This is a genomic window from Glycomyces sp. NPDC049804, assembly GCF_040674615.1.
Taxonomy (GTDB): Bacteria; Actinomycetota; Actinomycetes; order Mycobacteriales; family Micromonosporaceae; genus Glycomyces; species Glycomyces niveus.
The window spans coordinates 49,934-69,974 of the sequence record NZ_JBFAMQ010000009.1; the positions used below are offsets into that span (position 1 = coordinate 49,934).

At 72.5% G+C, this 20,041-nt stretch carries 17 protein-coding genes; 9 read left to right on the forward strand and 8 right to left on the reverse strand.

What is annotated here, in order from left to right; translation table 11 throughout:
• From AB0K52_RS16070 to AB0K52_RS16080, 3 genes are all read right to left on the reverse strand, one after another.
• The coding region (locus AB0K52_RS16070) for a hypothetical protein (RefSeq protein WP_363532247.1) at window positions 1–266 on the reverse strand (266 nt) is incomplete at its 3' end.
• 170 nt (window positions 267–436) lie between these two features.
• Window positions 437–1,399, reverse strand: a complete 963-nt coding sequence (locus AB0K52_RS16075; RefSeq protein WP_363532579.1) for an iron chelate uptake ABC transporter family permease subunit — start codon at window positions 1,397–1,399, stop codon at window positions 437–439.
• Window positions 1,400–1,563: 164 nt separating this feature from the next.
• A complete protein-coding gene (locus AB0K52_RS16080; RefSeq protein ID WP_363532250.1) occupies window positions 1,564–1,866 on the reverse strand; it encodes a hypothetical protein in 303 nt (100 codons plus the stop codon).
• Window positions 1,867–2,018: 152 nt separating this feature from the next.
• Here AB0K52_RS16080 and AB0K52_RS16085 point away from each other — a divergent pair, with 152 nt between their 5' ends.
• From AB0K52_RS16085 to AB0K52_RS16095, 3 genes are read left to right on the forward strand one after another with little or no spacing between them, the layout of a single operon-like run.
• Window positions 2,019–3,713: an ABC transporter ATP-binding protein gene (locus AB0K52_RS16085; RefSeq protein ID WP_363532253.1), complete on the forward strand. Its 1,695-nt coding sequence runs from the start codon at window positions 2,019–2,021 to the stop codon at window positions 3,711–3,713.
• Window positions 3,710–5,449, forward strand: coding sequence for an ABC transporter ATP-binding protein (locus AB0K52_RS16090; RefSeq protein WP_363532256.1), 1,740 nt, complete (start codon window positions 3,710–3,712; stop codon window positions 5,447–5,449). Before AB0K52_RS16085 ends, AB0K52_RS16090 begins: the two co-directional genes overlap by 4 nt.
• A 41-nt stretch (window positions 5,450–5,490) precedes the next feature.
• The gene (locus AB0K52_RS16095) at window positions 5,491–6,126 is read left to right on the forward strand and encodes a hypothetical protein (RefSeq protein WP_363532259.1); all 636 of its coding nucleotides are present in this window, start codon (window positions 5,491–5,493) and stop codon (window positions 6,124–6,126) included.
• A 744-nt stretch (window positions 6,127–6,870) separates the two neighbouring features.
• Here AB0K52_RS16095 and AB0K52_RS16100 read toward each other — a convergent pair.
• Both AB0K52_RS16100 and AB0K52_RS16105 read right to left on the reverse strand, forming a co-directional pair.
• Window positions 6,871–8,067 carry a serpin family protein gene (locus tag AB0K52_RS16100; RefSeq protein ID WP_363532262.1) on the reverse strand — a complete coding sequence of 399 codons (1,197 nt, stop codon included), beginning with the start codon at window positions 8,065–8,067 and terminating at the stop codon, window positions 6,871–6,873.
• A gap of 46 nt (window positions 8,068–8,113) precedes the next feature.
• Window positions 8,114–9,298: a serpin family protein gene (locus AB0K52_RS16105; RefSeq protein ID WP_363532265.1), complete on the reverse strand. Its 1,185-nt coding sequence runs from the start codon at window positions 9,296–9,298 to the stop codon at window positions 8,114–8,116.
• Window positions 9,299–9,476: 178 nt separating this feature from the next.
• Here AB0K52_RS16105 and AB0K52_RS16110 point away from each other — a divergent pair, with 178 nt between their 5' ends.
• Together AB0K52_RS16110 and AB0K52_RS16115 are read left to right on the forward strand one after the other, a co-directional pair.
• On the forward strand, window positions 9,477–11,381 hold the full coding sequence (locus AB0K52_RS16110; protein ID WP_363532268.1) for a GTP-binding protein: 1,905 nt from the start codon (window positions 9,477–9,479) through the stop codon (window positions 11,379–11,381).
• Between the two features lie 7 nt (window positions 11,382–11,388).
• Window positions 11,389–12,132, forward strand: coding sequence for a GNAT family N-acetyltransferase (locus AB0K52_RS16115; RefSeq protein WP_363532270.1), 744 nt, complete (start codon window positions 11,389–11,391; stop codon window positions 12,130–12,132).
• Window positions 12,133–12,294: 162 nt separating this feature from the next.
• Here the strand turns inward: AB0K52_RS16115 and AB0K52_RS16120 are convergent, their stop codons facing one another.
• Complete coding sequence (locus AB0K52_RS16120; protein WP_363532273.1) at window positions 12,295–12,546, reverse strand: hypothetical protein; 252 nt, start codon at window positions 12,544–12,546, stop codon at window positions 12,295–12,297.
• Window positions 12,547–12,851: 305 nt separating this feature from the next.
• Complete coding sequence (locus AB0K52_RS16125) at window positions 12,852–13,361, reverse strand: DUF6448 family protein (RefSeq protein WP_363532276.1); 510 nt, start codon at window positions 13,359–13,361, stop codon at window positions 12,852–12,854.
• A 294-nt stretch (window positions 13,362–13,655) separates the two neighbouring features.
• Between AB0K52_RS16125 and AB0K52_RS16130 the strand changes: the two genes are divergently transcribed.
• From AB0K52_RS16130 to AB0K52_RS16145, 4 genes are all read left to right on the forward strand, one after another.
• Window positions 13,656–14,834 carry an FAD-dependent oxidoreductase gene (locus AB0K52_RS16130; protein ID WP_363532582.1) on the forward strand — a complete coding sequence of 393 codons (1,179 nt, stop codon included), beginning with the start codon at window positions 13,656–13,658 and terminating at the stop codon, window positions 14,832–14,834.
• Window positions 14,831–15,088, forward strand: coding sequence for a (2Fe-2S)-binding protein (locus AB0K52_RS16135; protein WP_363532279.1), 258 nt, complete (start codon window positions 14,831–14,833; stop codon window positions 15,086–15,088). The genes AB0K52_RS16130 and AB0K52_RS16135 overlap by 4 nt, the downstream gene beginning before the upstream one ends.
• On the forward strand, window positions 15,085–16,491 hold the full coding sequence (locus tag AB0K52_RS16140) for an FAD/NAD(P)-binding oxidoreductase (RefSeq protein WP_363532282.1): 1,407 nt from the start codon (window positions 15,085–15,087) through the stop codon (window positions 16,489–16,491). Before AB0K52_RS16135 ends, AB0K52_RS16140 begins: the two co-directional genes overlap by 4 nt.
• 167 nt (window positions 16,492–16,658) lie before the next feature.
• Entirely contained in the window at window positions 16,659–18,773 is a 2,115-nt protein-coding gene (locus AB0K52_RS16145; RefSeq protein ID WP_363532285.1) for a beta-galactosidase, read from the forward strand.
• A gap of 275 nt (window positions 18,774–19,048) precedes the next feature.
• Here AB0K52_RS16145 and AB0K52_RS16150 read toward each other — a convergent pair whose 3' ends face one another.
• Complete coding sequence (locus tag AB0K52_RS16150; RefSeq protein WP_363532288.1) at window positions 19,049–19,945, reverse strand: sigma-70 family RNA polymerase sigma factor; 897 nt, start codon at window positions 19,943–19,945, stop codon at window positions 19,049–19,051.
• Window positions 19,946–20,041 lie beyond the last annotated feature (96 nt).

The window sequence follows — 20,041 nt, forward strand, 5'->3', positions numbered from 1 at the left end:
GCGACCGTGTCGAAGCGGGTCGCGTTGTCGCCGAACGCTGCCGGCGTCCCGTTCCAAGGCACCGCGATCGCGCCACCGGGGCGCCGCTCGCCGGTCATCGGGCGGCCTCCCTCGCGCGAGGAACCGACCCCGCCGAACACGGGCGGCGCGGCGTGGCAGGCGACCGTGTCGAAGCGGGTCGCGTTGTCGCCGAACGCTGCCGGCGTCCCGTTCCAAGGCACCGCGATCGCGCCACCGGGGCGCCGCTCGCCGGTTTCGCCGGTCATCGGGCGGCCTCCCTCGCGCGAGGAACCGCCCCCATCGAGCACGGGCAGCGCTGCGTGGCGAGGTTCGGTGGCGAAGTGAGTCGCGTTGTCGCCACCTGCCGCCTGCGTTCGGTTCCAAGGCGCCTCGCTCGCGCCGACGGAGCGCCACTCGAAGCGGCCGGTATCGCAGTTCATCGGGCGGCCTTCCTTGCCAGGACGGCGAGGAGCGGTGCGCCGAGGAACGCCGTGATGATGCCGACCTCGATCTCACTGGGGCGCACGATCATGCGGCCGAGGACGTCGGCGGCCAGGAGGAGGATCGGGCCGCCGAGGAGGCAGCCCGGCAGCAGCAGGCGGTGGTCGGGGCCGACGACGGCGCGCACGAGGTGGGGCGCGGCGAGGCCGATGAACGCGATCGGTCCGGCGACGGCGACGGCCGATGCGGCGAGGAGGACGACGGCGATGCCGCCGACGAGCCGGGTCCGGGCCACCGGCACGCCGAGCGCCGCGGCGGCGTCGTCGCCGAGGCTCAGGGCGTTCAGCGCGGATGCGACCAGGAAGGCGAGCACCGTCCCGGCGATGAGGGGGGCGGCGACGGGGACGAGCATGTCGAGGCTGCGGCTCGCGAGCGAGCCGACGAGCCAGAAGCGGGCCTCGTCGAGGGTCTGCTCGGAGGTGAGGAGCACCGCCGATGTCCAGGCGGCGAGGACCGAGGCGAGCACGGTGCCGCTGAGCGCCAAGCGGACCGGGTCGAGGTCGCCCGCGCCTCGGGCGAGGGCGAAGACCGCGGCGGCGGCGACGGCGGCTCCGGCGAGGGCGAAGGGCAGGAACTCGGCGGGGCGGGTGAGGCCGAGGAGGTGGATCGCGCTGACCACCGCCAAGGCCGCGCCGGCGTTGACCCCGAGCGTGGTGGGCGAGGCGAGGGGGTTGCGCGTGACGCCCTGGCAGACGGCTCCGGCGACGCCGAGCGCGGCGCCGACGACGAGGCCGATGATCGTGCGGGGCAGGCGGATGCCGGTGACGGCGAGGGCGTCGCGGCTCGTGTCGTCGCCGAAGAGCGCGGCGAGGACCGTGCCGGGCGGCACCGGGCGGGTGCCGAGGGCGAGGCTGAGCGCCGCGCAGACCGCAAGCGCCGCAATGCCCGCGGCGAACACCCCCGCGGTGCGCGCGGGGGTGCGGCGGCGGACCGCCGCGGCGGCGGGCTGGGCGTCGAGCACGCGAGCAGATTAGGTAAGGCATGCCTAACGGCTGGCGCGCGCTACCGCCAACGTGGTACTCCGCACATTAACTTGAAACTTCAATTCAACCGGGTATGGGCTCAGTCGTGCCAGCGGCGGCCGAACCCGGAGAAGAGCCCGCCGATCGCCAGGTAGACCAGGGCCGCGATCCCGTAGTTCACGACGGCCCGGACCTTCGGGTCCTCGATGCCGGTGAACATGTCGCGGAAGAGCCAGGAGAACCAGTTGGCGAGGTCGGCCATGAAGTTCACCAGCGGGTTGCGGGGGTTGGCCTCAAGGAGGACGAACCCCAAGTGCAGCAGGATGATCAGCGCGATCGCACCGAAGACCGCGGTGATGATGTGCACGATCAGGGGGTTGTAGCGCGTGACGACGTGGGCCATGACGGTTCCGTTCGGTCTAGTGTCTGTCGTTCTTGGACACCGGGTTCCCGGATCGAAGCGGTGCAAACAGGACGCCGCCGAATCGGCACAGCCGAGAATGCGACACTTTAAGCGCTTTCTCGAATACCGGTCGGCCGGTAAGCTTGGGACCCATGCCCTCCGCACCGCCACCGCTCACCCCGATGCGTCTGCTGACCGGCCTGGCCAGGCCGCACGCGGGACGACTCGCACTCGGCTCGCTGCTCTTCCTCTTCGCCGGCGGCGCCTCGATGTCGGGGCTGTGGATCCTCGGCCGAATCATCGACGAGGGCTTCATCGCCCGCGATGCGGGCGCGTTCGCGCTCTGGTTGGGGCTCATGGCCCTCGCCGTCACGGTGCAGCCGACGTTCTGGGTGCTCGGCTTCCGGCTCTTCAACACCGCCGACGCGGCCAGCCAGCGCGCCATCGTGCGGCGGCTCACCGACCACCTCAACACCGCCGGGACCGGCGTGCGCGGCCGCGTCTCCGCCGGCGAGCTGGTGAACCTGCCCAGCGAGGACATGCGCAAAGCGGCCCACACCGTCACCGAGCTCGGCTTCGTGGCCAACAACCTCGCGATGTTCCTCATCGGATCGGCCCTGGTGTGGTCGATCCATCCGCTGCTCGGGGTCATCATCATCGCCGGGAGCGGCGCGACCGCGCTGGTCGCCGGGCCGCTCCTCAAACGCCTGCAACGCCGCCAGGCCGACTACCGGGACATGATCGGCGGCCTCACCGCCCAGGCTGCCGACATCGTGGGCGGCCTGCGCGTGCTGCGCGGCATCGGCGGGGACCTGCTCTTCACCGACCGGTACCGCGAGCAGTCGACGGCGCTGCGCGACCGCGGCTACGCCGTGGCGAACTCCAGCTCGTGGATCCACGCCCTGCGCCACTCGATGCCGATCGTGTTCGTCGCGGTCATCACCTGGGTCGGCGCGCTCCTGGCGGTGGACGGCGCGCTCACCATCGGCGGCCTCGCCTCCGCGTTCAGCTTCGCGACCATCTTCATCGCCGTCTCCGGGAACTTCATCATCTCCGCGAACTACCTGGTCGCCAGCTGGGTGGCCGCGGGACGGCTCACCCGGTTCCTCGCCATCGCAACGGATGTGGACGACGACGGGACGCTCCGAGGCGGGTCGGGCGAGCTGCGCGACCCCGATTCGGGCCTGGTCGTGCCCGAGTCCGGGCTCACCGTCCTCGTCACCGCCGAGACCGCCCCGGCCGCGGAGGCCTGCGAGCGGCTGGCCCGCTACCGCGACTCCGAAGCGGTGTGGGACGGGCGGCCCCTCGAGTCCTACGCGCTCGCCGATGTGCGCGAGCGGATCATGCTGCTCACCGACGAGGACTACCTGTTCGAGGCGACGCTCGGCGAGACCCTGCGGGTCGGGCCCGACGCGGCCCTGTCCGCCCTCGAGACCGCTTGCGCCGCAGACGTGTACACCGGCCTCGGCGCCACCTTCGAAGGCCGGGTCGCCGAAGGCGGACGGAACCTCTCGGGCGGCCAGCGCCAGCGCCTGCGGCTCGCCCGCGCGCTCGCGGCCGCGCCGCAGACGCTCCTGGCGGTCGAGCCGACCTCGGCGGTCGACTCGCACACGGAGTCGCTCATCGCCGACCGCGTGTCCGCCGCCCGGGCGTCGCTGGCGACGCTGGTGGTGACGGCCTCGCCGTTGTGGCTCGCGCACGCCGACCGGGTGGTGTGGATGGTCGAGGGCAAGGTCCACGCCACCGGGTCGCACGCCGAGCTGCTGGCCGACCCCGCCTACCGCCGCCTCGCGTCACCGCGCGAATCCATGGCTCGCAAGCTTCGCCGAGAAGGGGAGAGCGCATGAGCGCCAACGATCTCCGCGAGCGGCTGCCGATCGCGAGCCCGGCGCAGGTGCGCCGGGCCTTCCGCGGGCTGCTCGCCTCCGACAAGGGCCCGGCCGTCCAGGTCCTGGTCATGTACACGCTCGCGGCCGGGTTCAGCGTCGCCATCCCGGTCCTGCTGGGCCGGGTCGTGGACGGGATCAGCGCGGGCTGGGGCGCGCACGAGGTGAACCTGACCTGCGCAGTGATCCTCGCCTGCGTGGCAGTGCAGTTCGTGCTCAGCCGCTCGGGCCGGCGCGCGGGCTACCGGTTCGGCGAGCGGGCGGCGGCACGGCTGCGCGAGGACGTGGTCGCGCGGGTCCTCGGCCTGCCGCTGGACCGGGTCGAGCAGGCCGGGCGCGGGGACCTCGGCACCCGCACGTCGGCGGACGTCAACACCGTCGCCGATCTGCTGCGGGACAACGGCCCTTCGATGGTGACCTCGCTGATCGAGGTCGTGGTCCTGTACATCGCGCTGTTCGTGGTCGACCCGCTCCTCGGCCTGGTCTCGCTGCTGACACTGCCGCCGCTGCTGCTGGCGTCGCGCCGGTACCTGCGGCAGGCGAACCGGGTGTTCACCGAGCAGCGCGCGGCCATGAGCGAGGCCGCCGAGACGCTCTCCGCTTCCGGGAGCGGCGCGAGGACCGTTGCGGCGCTGGCGATGCAGGAGGAGCGGCAGGCGATCGGGCACGCGCGGGCCGAGACGCTGTTCGAGCGGTTCAAGCGGCTCATCCGACTGCAGGTCGAGTTCTTCTTCTTCCTCCTGTGGCTCAACCGCTTGCAGCTCGTGCTGGTCATCGTCGCCGCCGGGCTCTGGTACCTCGAGGGCGGCATGAGCCTCGGGACCGCGATCGCCGCGATCACCGTGGTGGTGCGCATCGCCAACCCGACGAACTCCGTCATGACCCAGCTCAGCGAGTTCCAGCAGGGCGCGGCGGCGCTGGCGCGCATCGCGGGGGTCGGCCTCATCGAGCCTGAGACCCGCGAGGCCGTTCCGGACGGTGCCGACCTGGTGCTCGACACGGTGACCTTCGGGTACGGCGACAGCCCCGACGTGCTCCACGGCCTCAGTCTCCATCCGCGGCAGGGCGAGCGGCTGGTCGTGGTCGGGCCCTCGGGGGCCGGGAAGTCGACGATCGCGCGCCTGCTCGCCGGGATCGACCGGCCGCGCACCGGGACGGCGACACTCGGCGGAGTCCCGGTGAGCGACATCCCGGTCGAGGAGCTGCGCGGCCGCGTCGTGCTCGTGACCCAGGAGCACTACGTGTTCACCGCGACCCTGCGCGAGAACCTGATCCTCGCCGCCCCTGACGCGGACGACGCGCGGCTGGTCGCGGCGCTGCGCCGCGTGGACGCGGGCTGGGCGGTGGCGACCGGGCTCGACACGATGCTCGGCCCCGAACACCGCCAGCTGACCACGGCCGAGGCGCAGCAGATCGCGCTCGCCCGCGTCGTGATCGCCGACCCCCCGATCGTGATCCTGGACGAGGCCACGGCCGGCATCGACCCGGCGAGCGCGGGCAATGTGGAGGTCGCGCTGGCGGCGGCGCTCGAGGGCCGCACGGTCATCGCGATCGCGCACCAGCTGCAGGCGGCGGCTTCGGCTGACCGGATCGCGGTGGTCGAGGACGGCCGGATCGCCGAGGCGGGTCCGCACGCCGCCCTGCTCGCGGCGGGCGGGGTCTACGCCGGGCTCTGGCACGCGTGGCAGGGCGACTGAACGGGGTTGCCCGGTCCGGCTGGGGCGGTTATGGTCCGGGGATGTCGAGAACGCCGGTGACCGGTACCGATGTCGAACGGGCCGTGTCCCTCACCGCGGAGGCGCTGCGCCCCGCGCCCGCCGAGGCGTGGGACGCGCAGGCCGGGCCCATGGACTGCTCCTGCTGGGACGCCTTGGAGCACTTGAACAACGGTGTGTTCTCGTATGCGCTGCGCCTCGCGCCGCCCGTGCCGTACCAGCAGGGTCGGCCGACGATCATGTGGGAGCGACCGGGCGCGCGGGCCCGGCCGCTCGTGACCGACCGCGACGCGGGCCCGGAAGCCGCGATCGAGGTGCTGCTCATGGCGGGCGGCCTGGTCGCGGCCGTGGTCGACACCCGGCCGGCGTCCGCGCGGGCCTGGCACATCTGGGGCGCCGCCGACCCCGAGGGCTTCGCGGCGATGGGCGTGGTCGAGACCCTGGCTCACGCCTTCGATCTCACGCAGGGTCTCGGTGTCGACTTCGAAGCGCCGGCCGACCTGGTCTCGCCCGCGCTCGCGCGCCTCTTCCCCGAGGCGCCGACCGACACTGATCCGTGGACGACCCTGCTGTGGGCGACGGGCCGCGGCGACCTCGACGGCCGCGCGAAGCGCACGCCGGACTGGACCTGGCACGCCGCGCCGCTCGACGAGCGATAGGCCCACTCTGGGAGTTCTTGCGCTGGCGAGTGCGGCACCGTTTGGTGTGCGGGTCCGCAAAAGCATCAGCGACGGCGACAGCGATCATCGGGTTGGACGTGCGCGCCCGGCTGATCCGGTCCGGTCGTTTCCGCGCTGCTCGTTGTCGGACCTCTCGGGCATTGTTGAGTCGGGGGGCCTCGGCGGGCGACACGCTCGACCGCGGGGTACGGGGCCGACCGGATTCCTTGCAGCCCAAGGTGACCGCCGCGAAACGTGAATGCTTTCGACCCTTGTGGGTGTTGCCGGTGGAGGCGGTCAGGCGGATCATTGACATACGCACAGGGATATGGGATTCGTACAGGAGTCGAGCAGGTGCAAGCAGACTACGCCAAGCCTCTAGCCGGCTTGATTAACCTTGCGATCTCGAACCCACCGCCAACAATGACCGGCGTGGGCTCGTCCCCGAGTGCTATCGGGTTCCGCAGCTGACCAGGCCATCGGCCGGGCTGGGTGGAAGACGGCCCCGTCGGGATCACCCTGACCGGGCGGCACGTGCTCCGAACGAGGCACACCGTACACGCAGGCGCAACGCCCACCATAGCCGGAACCTCGTGCACACACATCACACTGACTCGGGCACAGCGACGCCTGCGGCAAGAGCCTGCCCGCCAACTGGAAAGGAGCAACACGACACGGCAGCCCGACTGCCGCGACCTCACCAAGGGGGCCAGTCACAGTCCTAAAAGGATGAATCGATGCGTTTCAGGCACGTTCGGGCTGGTCGACCCAACCGGCGATGAGGATCAAGCCGGACGGGCGGTGACGGGCGAGGTAGGCGAAGGGGCGGTCGAAGCGGACCGATGCGCGCACGTGACGGTGCTTGGGTTTGGCGAAGAACCCAGCGCGGGTCATGGCGATCGCGGTCACCGCGGCGGCTTCGAAGCCGGTGGCGCTGAAGACCGACATGGCGGTCTGCTTGGCCTGGGAGACGTAGACCGGTTGGACCGCAAGGCGGTCGAACCGGGCGCGGTCTTCATCGGAGGCGAGCACGAGCCCGAGGGCTTCGGCGTCTTCGAGGAGATCGAGGTCGCTGTCGAGCGAGAAGCGGACAGTCTGGACACTGACTTCCGGGCCGGTCTGCGGGCGCATGCCCTGGTACTCGGTGACTTCGACGCCGACAGCCCGCTCCCCTACCGAGAGTTCGGTGGATGAGCGACCCCAGGCGGGATCGGTCGCGGCGTCAATGAGGGTGTTCATGACCGCTTGCGGCGCAAGGCCTTCGCGGCCGAGGCCGAGAAGCACGTCGATGCCGCCGTCACCGGGGATCGTGAGGACCGAGGCGTCCTCGGCGACGCGGAGGACGTCGTCGTTCAGGGTCGCGGTGAGCGCACAGCAGCGGCCGAGCTTGGACCAGGGGCCGTGGTCGAAAGCGCGGCTCGCGTCCTGGAACGGCGTGGCCCAGGTGGTGCGCACCGACAGGGCGCTGGCGAGGACGATGTCGATCGCCTGCTGGAAGTCCAGCGGCATCCGCTCGATGAGACCGTCGGTGTTCCGCGACGCCCACGCGTCGAGGGCCGCCTTGTCGGCGGCGGGGTCGCCGGTGAGCGACCCGACGGCCTCCGCCGGGAGCTTGGCGACCCATTCGGGGTCGAGCGTGACCCTGTCGCCGGCCCACGTGCCGATGGCGAGGCGGATCGCGGGACTGGTCCGGACCGCTTCGAGCAGCGCCGCAGGGATCTTCGCGGCTTGGTCCGCGTCGATGCCGGCGGCGGCGAGCAGTTCGTCCTGGGTGTCCTCGACGGCCCCGGTCGCCAGCGCGGCGAGCAGGGGCCAGATGCCGAGCCCGGAGGCGACCGCCGGCACCGAGTCGCGGGAGGCGAGCCACCGCCTCGTGAACTCGTTGGCGGCCTTGACCTCGCGTTCGGCCAGTGCGTCCTGGATCGTCGTCTCGGTGCCCATGCCTGGATGCTAACCCGCTCGTGCCGCCGCGCCCGGCGGTTGCTGACTACGCGCCGGGCTCGCTGACCCAGCCCGCGATGAGGATGAGTCCCGAGGGGCGGTGGCGGGCGAGGTAGGCGAAGGGGCGGTCGAAGGTGGCGACGGCGGCGCGGTGGCGGTGCGTCTCCTGCGGCGGGGCCGCGCCCATCCAGTCCATGCCGAACGCGGTGACGGCGGCGGCCTCGAAACCGGTGGCGCTGAAGACGGCGGTGCAGGTCTGCTTGGCCTGGCTGACGTAGAGGCGCTGGGCCGCAAGCCGATCGAACTGGGCGAACTCGTCGTCGGAGGCGAGTTCGAGGCCGAGGGAGGCCGCGTCTTCGAGGAGGTCGAGGTCGCTGTCGAGCTTGAACGCGGGCACGATCGCGTTGGTCTCGGGGCCGGTCTGCGGCTGGGGGCTCCGGTACTCGAGGAGGGTGACGCCGATCGGCTGCGCTTGCGCGGTGAGTTCGCTCGCGGGGCGGCCCCATGCGGGGTCGGCGGCCGCGTCGATGAGGGTCGAGAGGACCTCTTGGGGCGGGGCCGTTTCGAGGCCGAGCGCGAGCAGGACGTCGATGTCGTCGCCGCCGGGCACGGTGAGTACGGCCGTGTCGGGGCCGACCCGCAGGACTTCTTCGCGGTAGGTGGCGGTGAGGACGGTGCCGGCGTCCTTCCAAGGGCCGCTGCGGAAGGGCGCGCGTTCGTCGAAGGGGGTGCGCCAGGTGGTGCGCACCGACAGGGCGCTGGCGAGGAGTAGTTCGATCGGTTCGTCCAGGTTCACCGGCATCCGCTCGATGAGGCCGCCGGTGTTGCGGGAGGCCCAGGCGTCGAGGGCGGGCTTGTCGACGGCGGCGTCGCCGGTGAGCGCGCCGATGGCGTCGACCGGGAGGCCGCCGACCCAGTCGGGGTCGAGGGCGACCTCCGGTCCGGCCCAGGCCGCCAGCGCGAGGTTGAGGGCGGGGGCGGACTCGACCGCGTCGAGGAGGGCGGCGGGGACGTCGGCGGCCTGGCCGATGTCGAGGCCGGCGGCTTCCAGCAGTTCATCGAAGGTGGCTTCGACCGCGCCGGTCGCGAGGACGGCGAGCAGGGGCCAGATGCCGAGTCCGGAGGCGACCGCGGGGACTTCGGCGCGGCCGGTGAGCCAGCGTCGGGTGAGTTCGTTGGCGGCGGCGATCTCATCGGCGTTGAGTGCGTCTTGCAGGGTGGTCTGCTCCATGCCCGGATGCTAGCGGCCCGGTGCGCCCTAATTCGCTTGCGCGGTCCCCGCAGGGGTCCTACCCTCGGCAGATCGTCGGTCCCGACGTGTCAGTCCTCGCCGGAGCAGGAGATCGCCATGCGCCAAACCTCGGAGTGCCTCATCCGAAACCAGACGATCTCACTCTCGAGGACCTGCTTTGCCTTTTCTGAACCTGGGGATTCTCGCCCACGTCGACGCCGGTAAGACCAGCCTGACCGAGCGGCTGCTGTTCAACGCGGGCATCATCGACCGCGTCGGCAGCGTCGACTCCGGCAGCACGCAGACCGACTCCATGGACTTGGAGCGGCGGCGCGGCATCACCATCCAGTCGGCGGTCGTGGCGTTCCAGCTGGACGGCCTCACCGTCAACCTCATCGACACTCCCGGCCACACCGACTTCATCGCCGAGGTGGAGCGGGCGCTTCGCGTGCTCGACGGCGCGGTGCTCGTGGTCTCGGCCGTCGAAGGCGTGCAGGCGCAGACGCGCGTCCTGTTCCGCACGCTGGAGCGGCTGGGCGTGCCGACGCTTCTGTTCGTCAACAAGGTCGACCGCCGGGGCGCGCGCGAGGACGACCTCATGCGGGACCTCGCCGAGATGCTGAGCCCGCGGCTGCTGCCGATGGGCACGGTCCGGGCGATCGGCACCGGCGACGCCGATGTGGCGCCGTTCGGGTTCGGCGACCCGGACTTCACCGAGCGGGCGGTCGAGATGCTCACCGCGGGCTCGGACGAGTTCCTGGCCGCGTACCTCGACGACCCGGACGCGCTCGACTGCGACGTCGAGCTGGCCGCGCAGGTGCGCACCGGCCGGGCGCACCCGGTCTACTTCGGGTCGGCCGTGACCGGCGCGGGCGTGGCGGCGCTGACCGGCGGCATCCGGCGGTACCTACCTGTGCCGCAACGGGACCCGGGGGGCGAGCCGGTCGGGACGGTCTTCAAGGTCGAGCACGCCGCGGCGGGCCAGAAGGTCGCGTACGTGCGGCTGCGCAGCGGGAGGATCGCGCCGCGGGAGCAGCTCACGACCTTCCGCCGCGTCGACGGGGCCGTCGAGTCCTTCGAGGGCAAGGTGACCGGCGTGGAGGTCTTCGCCACGGGCACTGAGACGGTGGCGGCCGTCGCCGAGCCGGGGAGCATCGCGAAGGTCAAGGGCCTCACCGAGGTCCGCATCGGCGATGCGATCGGCTCCGAGGACGCGCTGGCGAGCGGCGGGTTCTTCACGCCGCCCACGCTGGAGACGGTGGTGCGCCCGGCCGATCCGCACGACCGCATCCCGCTGAACCGGGCACTGCTGAGCCTGGCCGAGCGGGACCCGCTGGTGGACCCGCACTTGGACGAGCTGTCCGAGGAGATGGCGGTGCGGCTCTACGGCGAGGTGCAGAAGGAGGTCGTGGCCTCGCTGCTGGACGAGGAGTTCGGCATCGCGGTCGAGTTCGAGGAGACGCGGGCGATCCACGTCGAGCGCCCGGCCCGGACGGTCGAGGCGCTCCACGAGATGGGCCCGTGGCAGCAGACCCCGCATATCGCGACCGTGGGTCTGCGGCTGGAGCCGGGCGAGCCGGGCTCCGGCCTGCACTACGGGCTCGAGGTCGAGCGGGGCTCGCTGACGCGGGCGCTGCGCAACGCCGTCGAGGAGACCGTCCACAAGGTCCTGAAGCGGGGCCTGTACGGCTGGGCGGTCACCGACTGCCGGGTGCTGCTGACGGCCACCGGCTACATCGGCCGGGCGAGCACCGCGAACGACTTCCGCGAGGTCACCGCGTTCCTCCTCGACCTCATGCTCAAGGAGGCCGGGACGGTGGTCTGCGAGCCGGTGAACAGCTTCCACGTGGAGTTCCCGGCCGGGACCGGCAACGCGGTCCTCAAGACCCTCGGCGAGGCCCGCTCGAACATCAAGGGCCAGTTCTCGACCGAGACCACCGGCTACGTCTCGGGGTTCATGCCCACGGAGGCCGTCCACGGCGTCGAGCGGCGCCTCCCGGGCATCACGGAGGGCTTGGCGCTGTTCACCACCGAGTTCGCCGAGTACCGCCCCGTCTACGGCACGCCGCCCCGGCGCGGTTAGGAGTCGCATGGAGATCACACAGTTCGAGGACCGCTGGGAAGTCCGCGACGACGAAGGCAGGACCGGCACGGCGCACGTGTGGGACCGCCCTGACGGCAAGCGCTTCGTGTGGTTCGACCCGGTCGACGCGACGCTGATCGCCGCGTTGTGCGCGGCGATCGGCGCGGACCGGCCGGTCCGCACGATGGCCGGAGCGCACGAGCGGAACCTGCAGCGGGAGCTCGCGGCGGCGGGATTCGTGGGCGACCGCTACGAGCACGACTGGGCGCTTCCGGTCGCGACGGCGGCCGACTGGGACGACGCGGCGCTGGCCGGGCTCACGCTCGGGTCCCCCGAGACGTTCGGCATGGACGCGGTACGGCGCTTCGACGACGAGATCCGCGACGACATCCCGGGGCTGCGGGGCTGGCGCTCGGACGCCGCGTACTGGGAGGGTGAGCACGCCGACGCCTACGATCCGGCGGTGTATCCGGTCGCGTGGGACCCGGCGGCCGAGCGGTTCGCCGGGATGGTGCGGGTCTGGATGATGGATGCCGGCCCGCGCCTCGGGCTGGTCGCCGCGGCGCGGCCGTACCGCGGGCGCGGGGTCGCTGCGGCGCTGCTGGGCACGGCGTTCCGGGTGCTGCGGGATCGCGGCCACTCGAGCGTGGTCACCGAGTGCGACTCGGCCAACCCAGGCTCGAAGGCGCTGCTGGAGAAGGCGGGCGGGCGGATCGTCGGCGGCACGCTGGAGTTCGTCCGGCATCCATGACGGGGGCGGGCACCTTCTCCGACTTGGTTTCGCCTGGCCGCGGCGGGTGCCGCCGATCGCGGGGCCGGTCTCGGCTCCGTGGTCCACTGCCACGCTGGCGACGGCAACGACGGCAGTGGCTTGTCCGCGTTCGGGCCGGGACGGTGCGTTCGAAGGTCGCGGTCAGTGGGGGATGCCGTACCGGTATTGCTTGGAACGGCGCCTGCGCAGTGGTCGGCGGGCGGTGGCGAGGGCGATCGCGACGTTCCCGGCGACCCACAGGGTCAGGCCGAGCCGCAAGGCGATGCCGAATGCCTGCGCCTGTTCCAAGGCCACTCCGATGAGGACGGCCAGCGGGATGGGGAGGGGGTAGAGCCCGGGCAGCGGCAGCCGCGTCCAGAGGGCGCCGATCGGGCCCACGATCGTGGCGACCACCGGGGCGATGAGCGCGCCGATGATGGCGGTGCCGAGGCCGGCCCATTCGTCCGTGCTGTCGGCGTCGAGCGGCGCCTCCCGGGCATCACGGAGGGCTTGGCGCTGTTCACCACCGAGTTCGCCGAGTACCGCCCCGTCTACGGCACGCCGCCGCGAAGGGGCTAGCCATGGAAGTCACGCGGCTCGAAGACCGCTGGAAGGTCCGCGACGGACCGTTCGGGACGGCGCATGCGTGGGACCGACCGGAGGGGGAAGCGCTTCGCTCGGTTCGACCCGATCGACGCGGCGCCGGTCGAGGCGCTCATTCAGTGGTGGGTGCTCAGCATGGCCTTGTGCAGTCGATGCGCGAACACTTCGAAGTCGAGCATCGCCGAGACGTATGCCCTCGCGTCGGGGACCGAGGCCGCCACCTCGGCGCGCAGCTCCCGTACGAGGGCCAGTCGAGCGTCGAGCTGCGTGCGCAACTCCGCTGAAAGGAACGAGTAGAGCTCGGCGATCGACTCGGACTCGACGGCCTTCTCCGCCAACGGAATCGCGGGACCGATGTCCAAGCCTGCGGGCTTGAGGCCGGTGTACGGCGCGCCCTCGCCTTCCCGGTGGAGGCGCACCACCGTCTCGAGGAAGTACCGATCGGCGACCTCGCGGGCGTCAGACCCTGACTTGCGAGCGAGCCGGGCCTTGTGGAAGGCGGCCCGTACTTCAGGCTCGGCGGGCTCGGGAACGAACGGCAGGACCAGGTCGACGTTCGATGCTTCCAGGGCGCGCTGAGCGGCTGTCGCGACCGGGCCGTCGATCGAATCGCAATGCGGTGGCATCGGGATCGCCTCCTCGCGGGGCTACTCGTCCAGCATATGTCGGCAGCCGGCCGAGTTCTCCCCGATCGAGGCGCCAGAGGGTTCGCAAGCGGCCATGCGGGCTCTTGCCGGGCGTTCGGTGTCGAAGCATCGCCCGTCGTCGTCGCTGCGGGAAGGGTAGGGGCCGCGGGCGCGGGCGGTCGCGCCGTTTTCACCATGCGGGAGGCGCGGCCCGGTCCGCGGACCACCGTGTAACCGGGTCCGGGAGCGGGCATACTCTCTGATCGTGCGTGTGTTGAGGGGCAGGTGAGTCGCATCGAGACCGCTGACGTCGTCGTGATCGGGGCCGGGATCATCGGTGCCGCGTGCGCGGAGGCGCTCAGCGCCTCCGGGATGCGGGTCCTCGTGGTCGATCGCGGCGCCCCCGCCGGAGGGACCACGGCCGGGGGCGAGGGCAATGTGCTGCTGTCGGACAAGGCCCCCGGGCCTGAACTGGACCTGGCCGTCGCGTCGCGGCGGCTGTGGCCCGAGCTGATCGAGTCCCTGCGGGCCGAACTCGGCGACGAGATCGCGCGGGTCGAATGGGAGCCCAAGGGCGGCCTGGTGGTCGCCACCGAAGACGACGCCCGGGGCCCGCTCGCGATCCTCGCGGAGGCGCAGCGCCGGGCGGGCGTCCAGGCGACCGCCGTCGACGCCGCCACGGCGCGCGAGATGGAACCGCACCTGACCGAGCACGTCGCCGCCGCGGTCCACTATCCGCAGGACGCGCAGCTGCAGCCCGTGCTCGCCGCCACCGCGATGCTCGCGGCCGTGCGGTCGCGCGGCGGCGACGTGCGCGGGTGGTCCGAGGCGCACGGCCTGGTCATCGTGAACGGCAAGGTCGCGGGCGTGCGCGTGGGCGAGGGGACGATCGCGTGCGGCGCGGTCGTGAACGCCTGCGGGCCGTGGGCGGGGCATTTCGGCGCCGCCGCGGGCGCGCCCGTCGAGGTGCTGCCGCGCCGGGGCATGGTCCTGGTGACCGCCCCGCTCCCCCGCGTCGTGAGCCGCAAGGTCTACGCCGCCGATTACGTTGCGGCCGTGGCGAGCTCCGACGTCGACCTGCAGGTGTCGGCGGTCGTGGAGTCGACCGCGACGGGCACGGTCCTCATCGGTTCGAGCCGCCAGCGCGTCGGCTTCGACGAGGCGCTGCAGGTCGAGGTGCTGCGGCGGCTCGCGCGCAGTGCCCTGAAGCTCTTCCCGGTGCTGGCGGGCGTGCCGGTGATGCGCGCGTACGGCGGGTTCCGGCCGTACACGCCCGACCACCTGCCGGTGATCGGCGAGGACCCGCGCTTCCGGGGGCTGTGGCACGCTTCCGGCCACGAGGGGGCTGGGATCGGGCTGGCGCCGGCGACGGGACGCCTGCTGGCGGACCTGATGTACGGGCGGGCGCCGGTGGTGGACCCGACCCGGTTCAGAGTGGACAGGCCAGCGGTGATCGCGGAGGTGCGGACGTGAGAGTGCGGTTCGACGGCGTAGAGGTCGAGGCCGAGGAGGGCCAGACCGTCGCGGGGCTCCTGCTCGCGAAAGGGGTCCGCTCGTGGCGGACCACGCGCGGGGCGGGCCGCCCGCGCGGCCTGTTCTGCGGCATCGGCGTGTGCTTCGACTGCCTGGTGAACGTGAACGGCGTGCCCGATGTGCGGGCCTGCCAGCGGGTCGTGGCCGACGGCGACGACATCCGCACCCAGACCGGGGCGGAGCTGCCGTCATGAGGCGCATCGTGGTCGTCGGGGCGGGTCCGGCCGGCATGGCGGCGGCCGCAGCGGCCGCGCGGCACGGCGTCGACGTGGTCCTCATCGACGCGGGCGCGAAGCTCGGCGGGCAGTACCACCGGCAGGACGCGCTCGCGCCCGGCGACGCGTTCGCCCCTTCGGCGACGCCTGCGAGCCGTCAATGGGTACTGCCGGGGAACGTCGAGCACGTCGCGGACGCGGCCGTGTGGGCGATCGAGCCGGTCGACGGCGGGCACCGCGTGCACCTGCGCGTCGGCCCGGCCGACGGCCCGCGACGCCGCGGCCGGGCGGTCGAGGCGCGGGCGCTCGTGCTCGCCACGGGCGCGTACGACCGGGCGCTGCCGTTCCCGGGCTGGGACCTGCCGGGGGTGTTCACCGCCGGTGCGGCGCAGGCGCTCGCGAAAGGCCAGGGCGTGGCGGTCGGCGACCGGGTCGTGGTCGGCGGGACCGGGCCGTTCCTGCTGCCGGTGGCGGCCTCGCTGATCGGCGCTGGTGCGCGGGTCGTGGAGGTCGCGGAGGCGAACGCGGCGGTCACCGGGTGGCTCTCCGACCCGCCGGGGGCGCTGGCGGGCTGGTCGAAGACCGGTGAGCTGGTGCGGTACGCGGCGGCACTGGCGCGGCACCGGGTGCCGTACCGGTCGCGGACGGCGGTGGTCGAGGCGCACGGCATCGACGTCGTCGAGTCGGTGACCGTGGCGCGGCTCGACGGCCTGTGGAACCCCGTGCCGGGCACGGAGCGGCGCATCGAGGCCGACGCCGTGGCGGTCGGGTTCGGGTTCACGCCGCAGCTGGAGCTCGCGCTGGCGGCGCGGTGCCGGGTCGAGGACGGCTTCGTCGTCGTCGATGCGGCGCAAGGGACTTCGGCCCCGGGCGTGTTCGCGGCCGGAGAGCTGACGGGCATCGGCGGGGCGGCGCTGGCGGCGTCCGAGGGCGAGGTCGCGGGCGCGGCGGCGGCGAAGTTCGTCGGCGCGGCGGTCGAACCGCCGCTGAAGGCGATGGCGCGGGTGCGGTCCGGCCGGAGGTTCGCGGCGGCGCTCGACGCGGCGTACCCGGTGCTGCCGGGCTGGCAGGGCTGGCTGCGCGACGACACGATCGTGTGCCGGTGCGAAGAGGTGACCAAGGCGGCGCTCTACCGGGCCGTGGACGAGCGGGACGTGGAGGCGGTTCGCTCGCTCAAGCTCGTGAGCGGCGCCGGCCTGGGCCTGTGCCAGGGCCGGGTGTGCGGCCGGAACGTGGCCGAGCTGGCGGGCGTCGACCCCACGGGGTTCGCGAAGCGGCCCATCGCGGCCCCGGTCCGGCTGGCGGAGCTGGCCGAGGAGGAGCCGGTCGAGTCGCCGATCGACGCCGAGGAGTCGGGCCGGGCGCTGGGCGTCGAATACTGATCGAGTCGAATGCTCGTCGAACGGCGCTGAGGGCCGCCCGCATCCGCGGGTGGCCCTTCGCATTCGCCTGCTGTGGTGCGGAAACGGGGCGGCGGGTTAGGGGTTGACATACGCTCCGGAGGTTGCGTACGGTACGGGCTGACTACGTAGTCAGAAGGAGCCGCAGCATGTCCCACTGGCCGAACCCGATCCTGTTCGGGGCCGCGTACTACTTCGAATACCAGCCGGACGCCGTCGGCGGATTCGACACCGAGGCCGCCCGGGCGCGGCTCAAGACCGACCTCGACCTCATGGTCGAAGCCGGGTTCTCGGTCATCCGCGTCGGCGAATCCGTCTGGAGCACCTGGGAGCCCGAGAACGGCAGGTTCGACCTCGACTGGCTGCAGCCGGTCCTCGACGGCGCGCACGAGCGCGGCATCGCCGTCATCCTCGGCACCCCCACGTACGCCGTCCCGCCCTGGCTCGTGCGCCTCTACCCCGAGATCGCCGGCGAGCGCCGCACCGGCGAGCGCATCCCGTGGGGCGGACGCCAGGAGGTCGACTACACGCACGCCGCGTTCAAGTTCCACGCCGAGCGCGTCATCCGCAAGATCATGGCCCGGTACGCCGACCACCCGGCCGTCATCGGCTTCCAGGTCGACAACGAGCCCGGCCTCCAGATCTTCCACAACGAAGGCGTCTTCCAGCAGTTCGTCGACCGCCTGCGGGCGAAGTACGGCGACGTCGAGACCCTCAACCGCGAATGGGGCCTGGTCTACTGGTCGCACCGGCTCACCGCCTGGGCCGACCTGTGGCGGCCCGACGGGAACGCGCAGCCGCAGTACACGCTCGCGTGGCGGCAGTTCCAGGCGGACCTGACCACCGAGTTCATCCACTGGCAGGCCGACCTGGCCCGCGAGTACGCGCGCGAAGACCAGTTCGTGACCACGTGCATCTCCTACTCGCGCCCCGGCATCGACGACCCCGCGCTCACCGCCGACCTCGACGTGACCGCCGGGAACCCGTACTACGCGATGCAGGACGGCCTCGCGATGCCCGCCGCCGACGGCGGCAGCGCCATCGACTGGAACACCAAGGGCGCGTGGGCGCTCTACCACTCCGCCGACCGCATGTACTCCTCGAAGCAGGCGCCGTACCTGGTCACCGAGACCAACGCGCAGGCCATCGGCATGCCGTGGTGGAACGAGCCGGCCTTCGACGGGCAGTGGCGCCAGGCCGCCTGGGCGCTCGTGTCGCGCGGCGCGGCCATGATCGAGTACTGGCAGTGGCAGACCCTCCACTTCGGCACCGAGACGTACTGGGGCGGCGTGCTGCCCCACAGCGGACAGCCCGGGCGGACCTACCGCGAGCTCGCCCGGATCGGCGCGGAGCTGCGCAAGACCGGCGAGGCCCTGCAGGGCATGGTGCCGAGCGCTGACGTGGCGATCCTGTACTCCAAGCGCAGCGAATGGGCGCTCGCGGCCGAGCCGCAGATCCAGAACGACGACGGCGGCCCCGAGCACCGCTCGTTCGAGGCGATCCAGGGGCCGTTCTACCGCTCCGCGTTCGACGCCGGCCTCCAGGCCCGCATCATCCACACCAGCCAGCTGGGTTCGCCGGAGGAAGCGGTCGCCGAGTACCCGGTCCTCGTGGCTGCGGGCCTCTACGCCGAGGACGACGACCTGCTCGACTGGCTCACCGCCTACGCGGAGGCGGGCGGGCACCTCGTCGTGGGACCGCGCACCGCCTACGCCGACGAGGAGGCGCGGGCGCGCCGCGAGGTGAAACCCGCGCGCCTCACCGAGGCCGCCGGCGTCTGGTACGACGAGTTCGCGAACCTCAAGGACGCGCTCACCGTGCGTTCGCCGGAGGGCTCGCCGCTCGCACTGCCCGAGGGCGCGGCGGCCGTGAAGTGGGCCGACGGCCTCAATGTCGAAGGCGCCGAACCGCTCGCGGAGTACGTCCACCCGCACTACGGCCGCTTCGCGGCGGCGACCACGAAGGCGCACGGCAGCGGCCGCGTCACGTATGTGGGCACGATCCCCAACTCGGCCTTCGGCCGAGCGCTCTTCGAATGGATCGCCCCGGAGAACGCATGGCGGCCCGAGCATCCCGGCGTGACCACCACCAGTGGCGTCACCGGTGACGGCCGCACGGTCCGGTTCATCCACAACTGGTCCTGGAACGAGGTCGGCTACCCGCTGCCCGCGGCGGCGACCGACGCGATCGACGACACCGACCACGAAGCGGGCGCGGTCCTCCGCCTCGGCCCGTGGGACGTGAAGGTCCTCATCGAACAGTAGCGGCGGGCGCCGCCGCGGGGCGGCGTCGCAAGGCTGGCAGGGGCCGGTGGTCGGCGCTCAGTGAGCGAGACCACCGGCCCTTGCCGCGCTCCGGACCCCGAAGATGTCGTACCCCGGAGCGATCGTTGAACATGGGCACTGCTTCCCGGGCGCCGTTGGCGTCAGCCCTGCCCGGAACGCCGCGCAGAGGGCTGCGCCGAGAGCGGCCGCGAAGTCGAGCCGGCCGTCGGGCGGCGGCCGAAAAGGAGACCCGCCGCGCGACACGCAAGGCTTCCTCAGCGGTTCCTTGAGACGTCGGCCGGTTCGAGGTCGAGGGCGGCGATCGTGTTGGGGGCGTTCATGATCTCGATGCTCGCCACCTTGCCGTCGACCACCGCGAAGGACAGGACCGAGCGGGGCGAGCCGCCTGGGGCCCACATGGCGCCGGCGAGGCCGTCGACGAGCACGGTGACCGCGTCCCTGGCCTGACCGTTGAAGATCGCCGCCACTGCGGAGGCGCCGATGACCTCGCGGCCGGAGAAGCCGGTCGCGACCGCGTCCTCGTCGGCGACGACCACGATATCGGGGTCGAGCACGGCGAGCAGGTCCTCGAAACGTCCTTCACGGGCGGCGGCCAGGAAGGCCTCGACCACCGACCTGCGCTGCCGCGCATCGCGATCCGCCTCGACGCGGTCGCGGCCCGCGCGGACCCGCCTGCGGGCGCGGCTGGCGAGCTGGCGGGTGGCCTCGGGCGTGCGGTCGAGCACCGGCGCAATGCGGTCGAAGGGCACGCCGAACAGGTCGTGCAGCACGAACGCCACGCGTTCGGCCGGGCCGAGCGCATCGATGACCACCTGAAGCGCGGAGCCGACCGCGTCGGCCATGACCGCGTCCGATTCCGGGTCGCCGCCCGCTCCCGGCCCCGCGGCCAGCGGCAGGTCGGCCTCGAGCGCGTCCTCCTGGCGGTGGCGGCGCGAGCGGAGCAGGTTCAGGCAGACGCGTGAGACCACGGTCGTGAGCCAGCCGCGCAGATTCGCCACGTCGGCGGTGTCGGTGCGCGCGAACCGCAGCCACGCCTCTTGGACCGCGTCGTCCGCCTCGGCGGCGCTGCCGAGCATCCGGAACGCCACGGCCCGCAGGTGCTCGCGGTGCTCCTCGAACCGCCGCGCCTCCACCGCGATGCTCTGACCCATCTCATCCTCCACTCGAGCCCCACTGTACTGACCCGCCGGGAACCGCGAACGTGACCAGGCCTCGGCGAAGGCGGCTCGCGCAAATCCATTGCGGGC

Bases quoted from the DNA above. Each gene is read 5' to 3' on its own strand.
- AB0K52_RS16080 (WP_363532250.1), bottom strand. From the start codon at position 1,866: ATGGCCCACGTCGTCACGCGCTACAACCCCCTGATCGTGCACATCATC.
- AB0K52_RS16085 (WP_363532253.1), top strand. From the start codon at position 2,019: ATGCCCTCCGCACCGCCACCGCTCACCCCGATGCGTCTGCTGACCGGC.
- AB0K52_RS16090 (WP_363532256.1), top strand. From the start codon at position 3,710: ATGAGCGCCAACGATCTCCGCGAGCGGCTGCCGATCGCGAGCCCGGCG.
- AB0K52_RS16095 (WP_363532259.1), top strand. From the start codon at position 5,491: ATGTCGAGAACGCCGGTGACCGGTACCGATGTCGAACGGGCCGTGTCC.
- AB0K52_RS16100 (WP_363532262.1), bottom strand. From the start codon at position 8,067: ATGGGCACCGAGACGACGATCCAGGACGCACTGGCCGAACGCGAGGTC.
- AB0K52_RS16105 (WP_363532265.1), bottom strand. From the start codon at position 9,298: ATGGAGCAGACCACCCTGCAAGACGCACTCAACGCCGATGAGATCGCC.
- AB0K52_RS16115 (WP_363532270.1), top strand. From the start codon at position 11,389: ATGGAGATCACACAGTTCGAGGACCGCTGGGAAGTCCGCGACGACGAA.
- AB0K52_RS16125 (WP_363532276.1), bottom strand. From the start codon at position 13,361: ATGCCACCGCATTGCGATTCGATCGACGGCCCGGTCGCGACAGCCGCT.
- AB0K52_RS16140 (WP_363532282.1), top strand. From the start codon at position 15,085: ATGAGGCGCATCGTGGTCGTCGGGGCGGGTCCGGCCGGCATGGCGGCG.
- AB0K52_RS16145 (WP_363532285.1), top strand. From the start codon at position 16,659: ATGTCCCACTGGCCGAACCCGATCCTGTTCGGGGCCGCGTACTACTTC.
- AB0K52_RS16150 (WP_363532288.1), bottom strand. From the start codon at position 19,945: ATGGGTCAGAGCATCGCGGTGGAGGCGCGGCGGTTCGAGGAGCACCGC.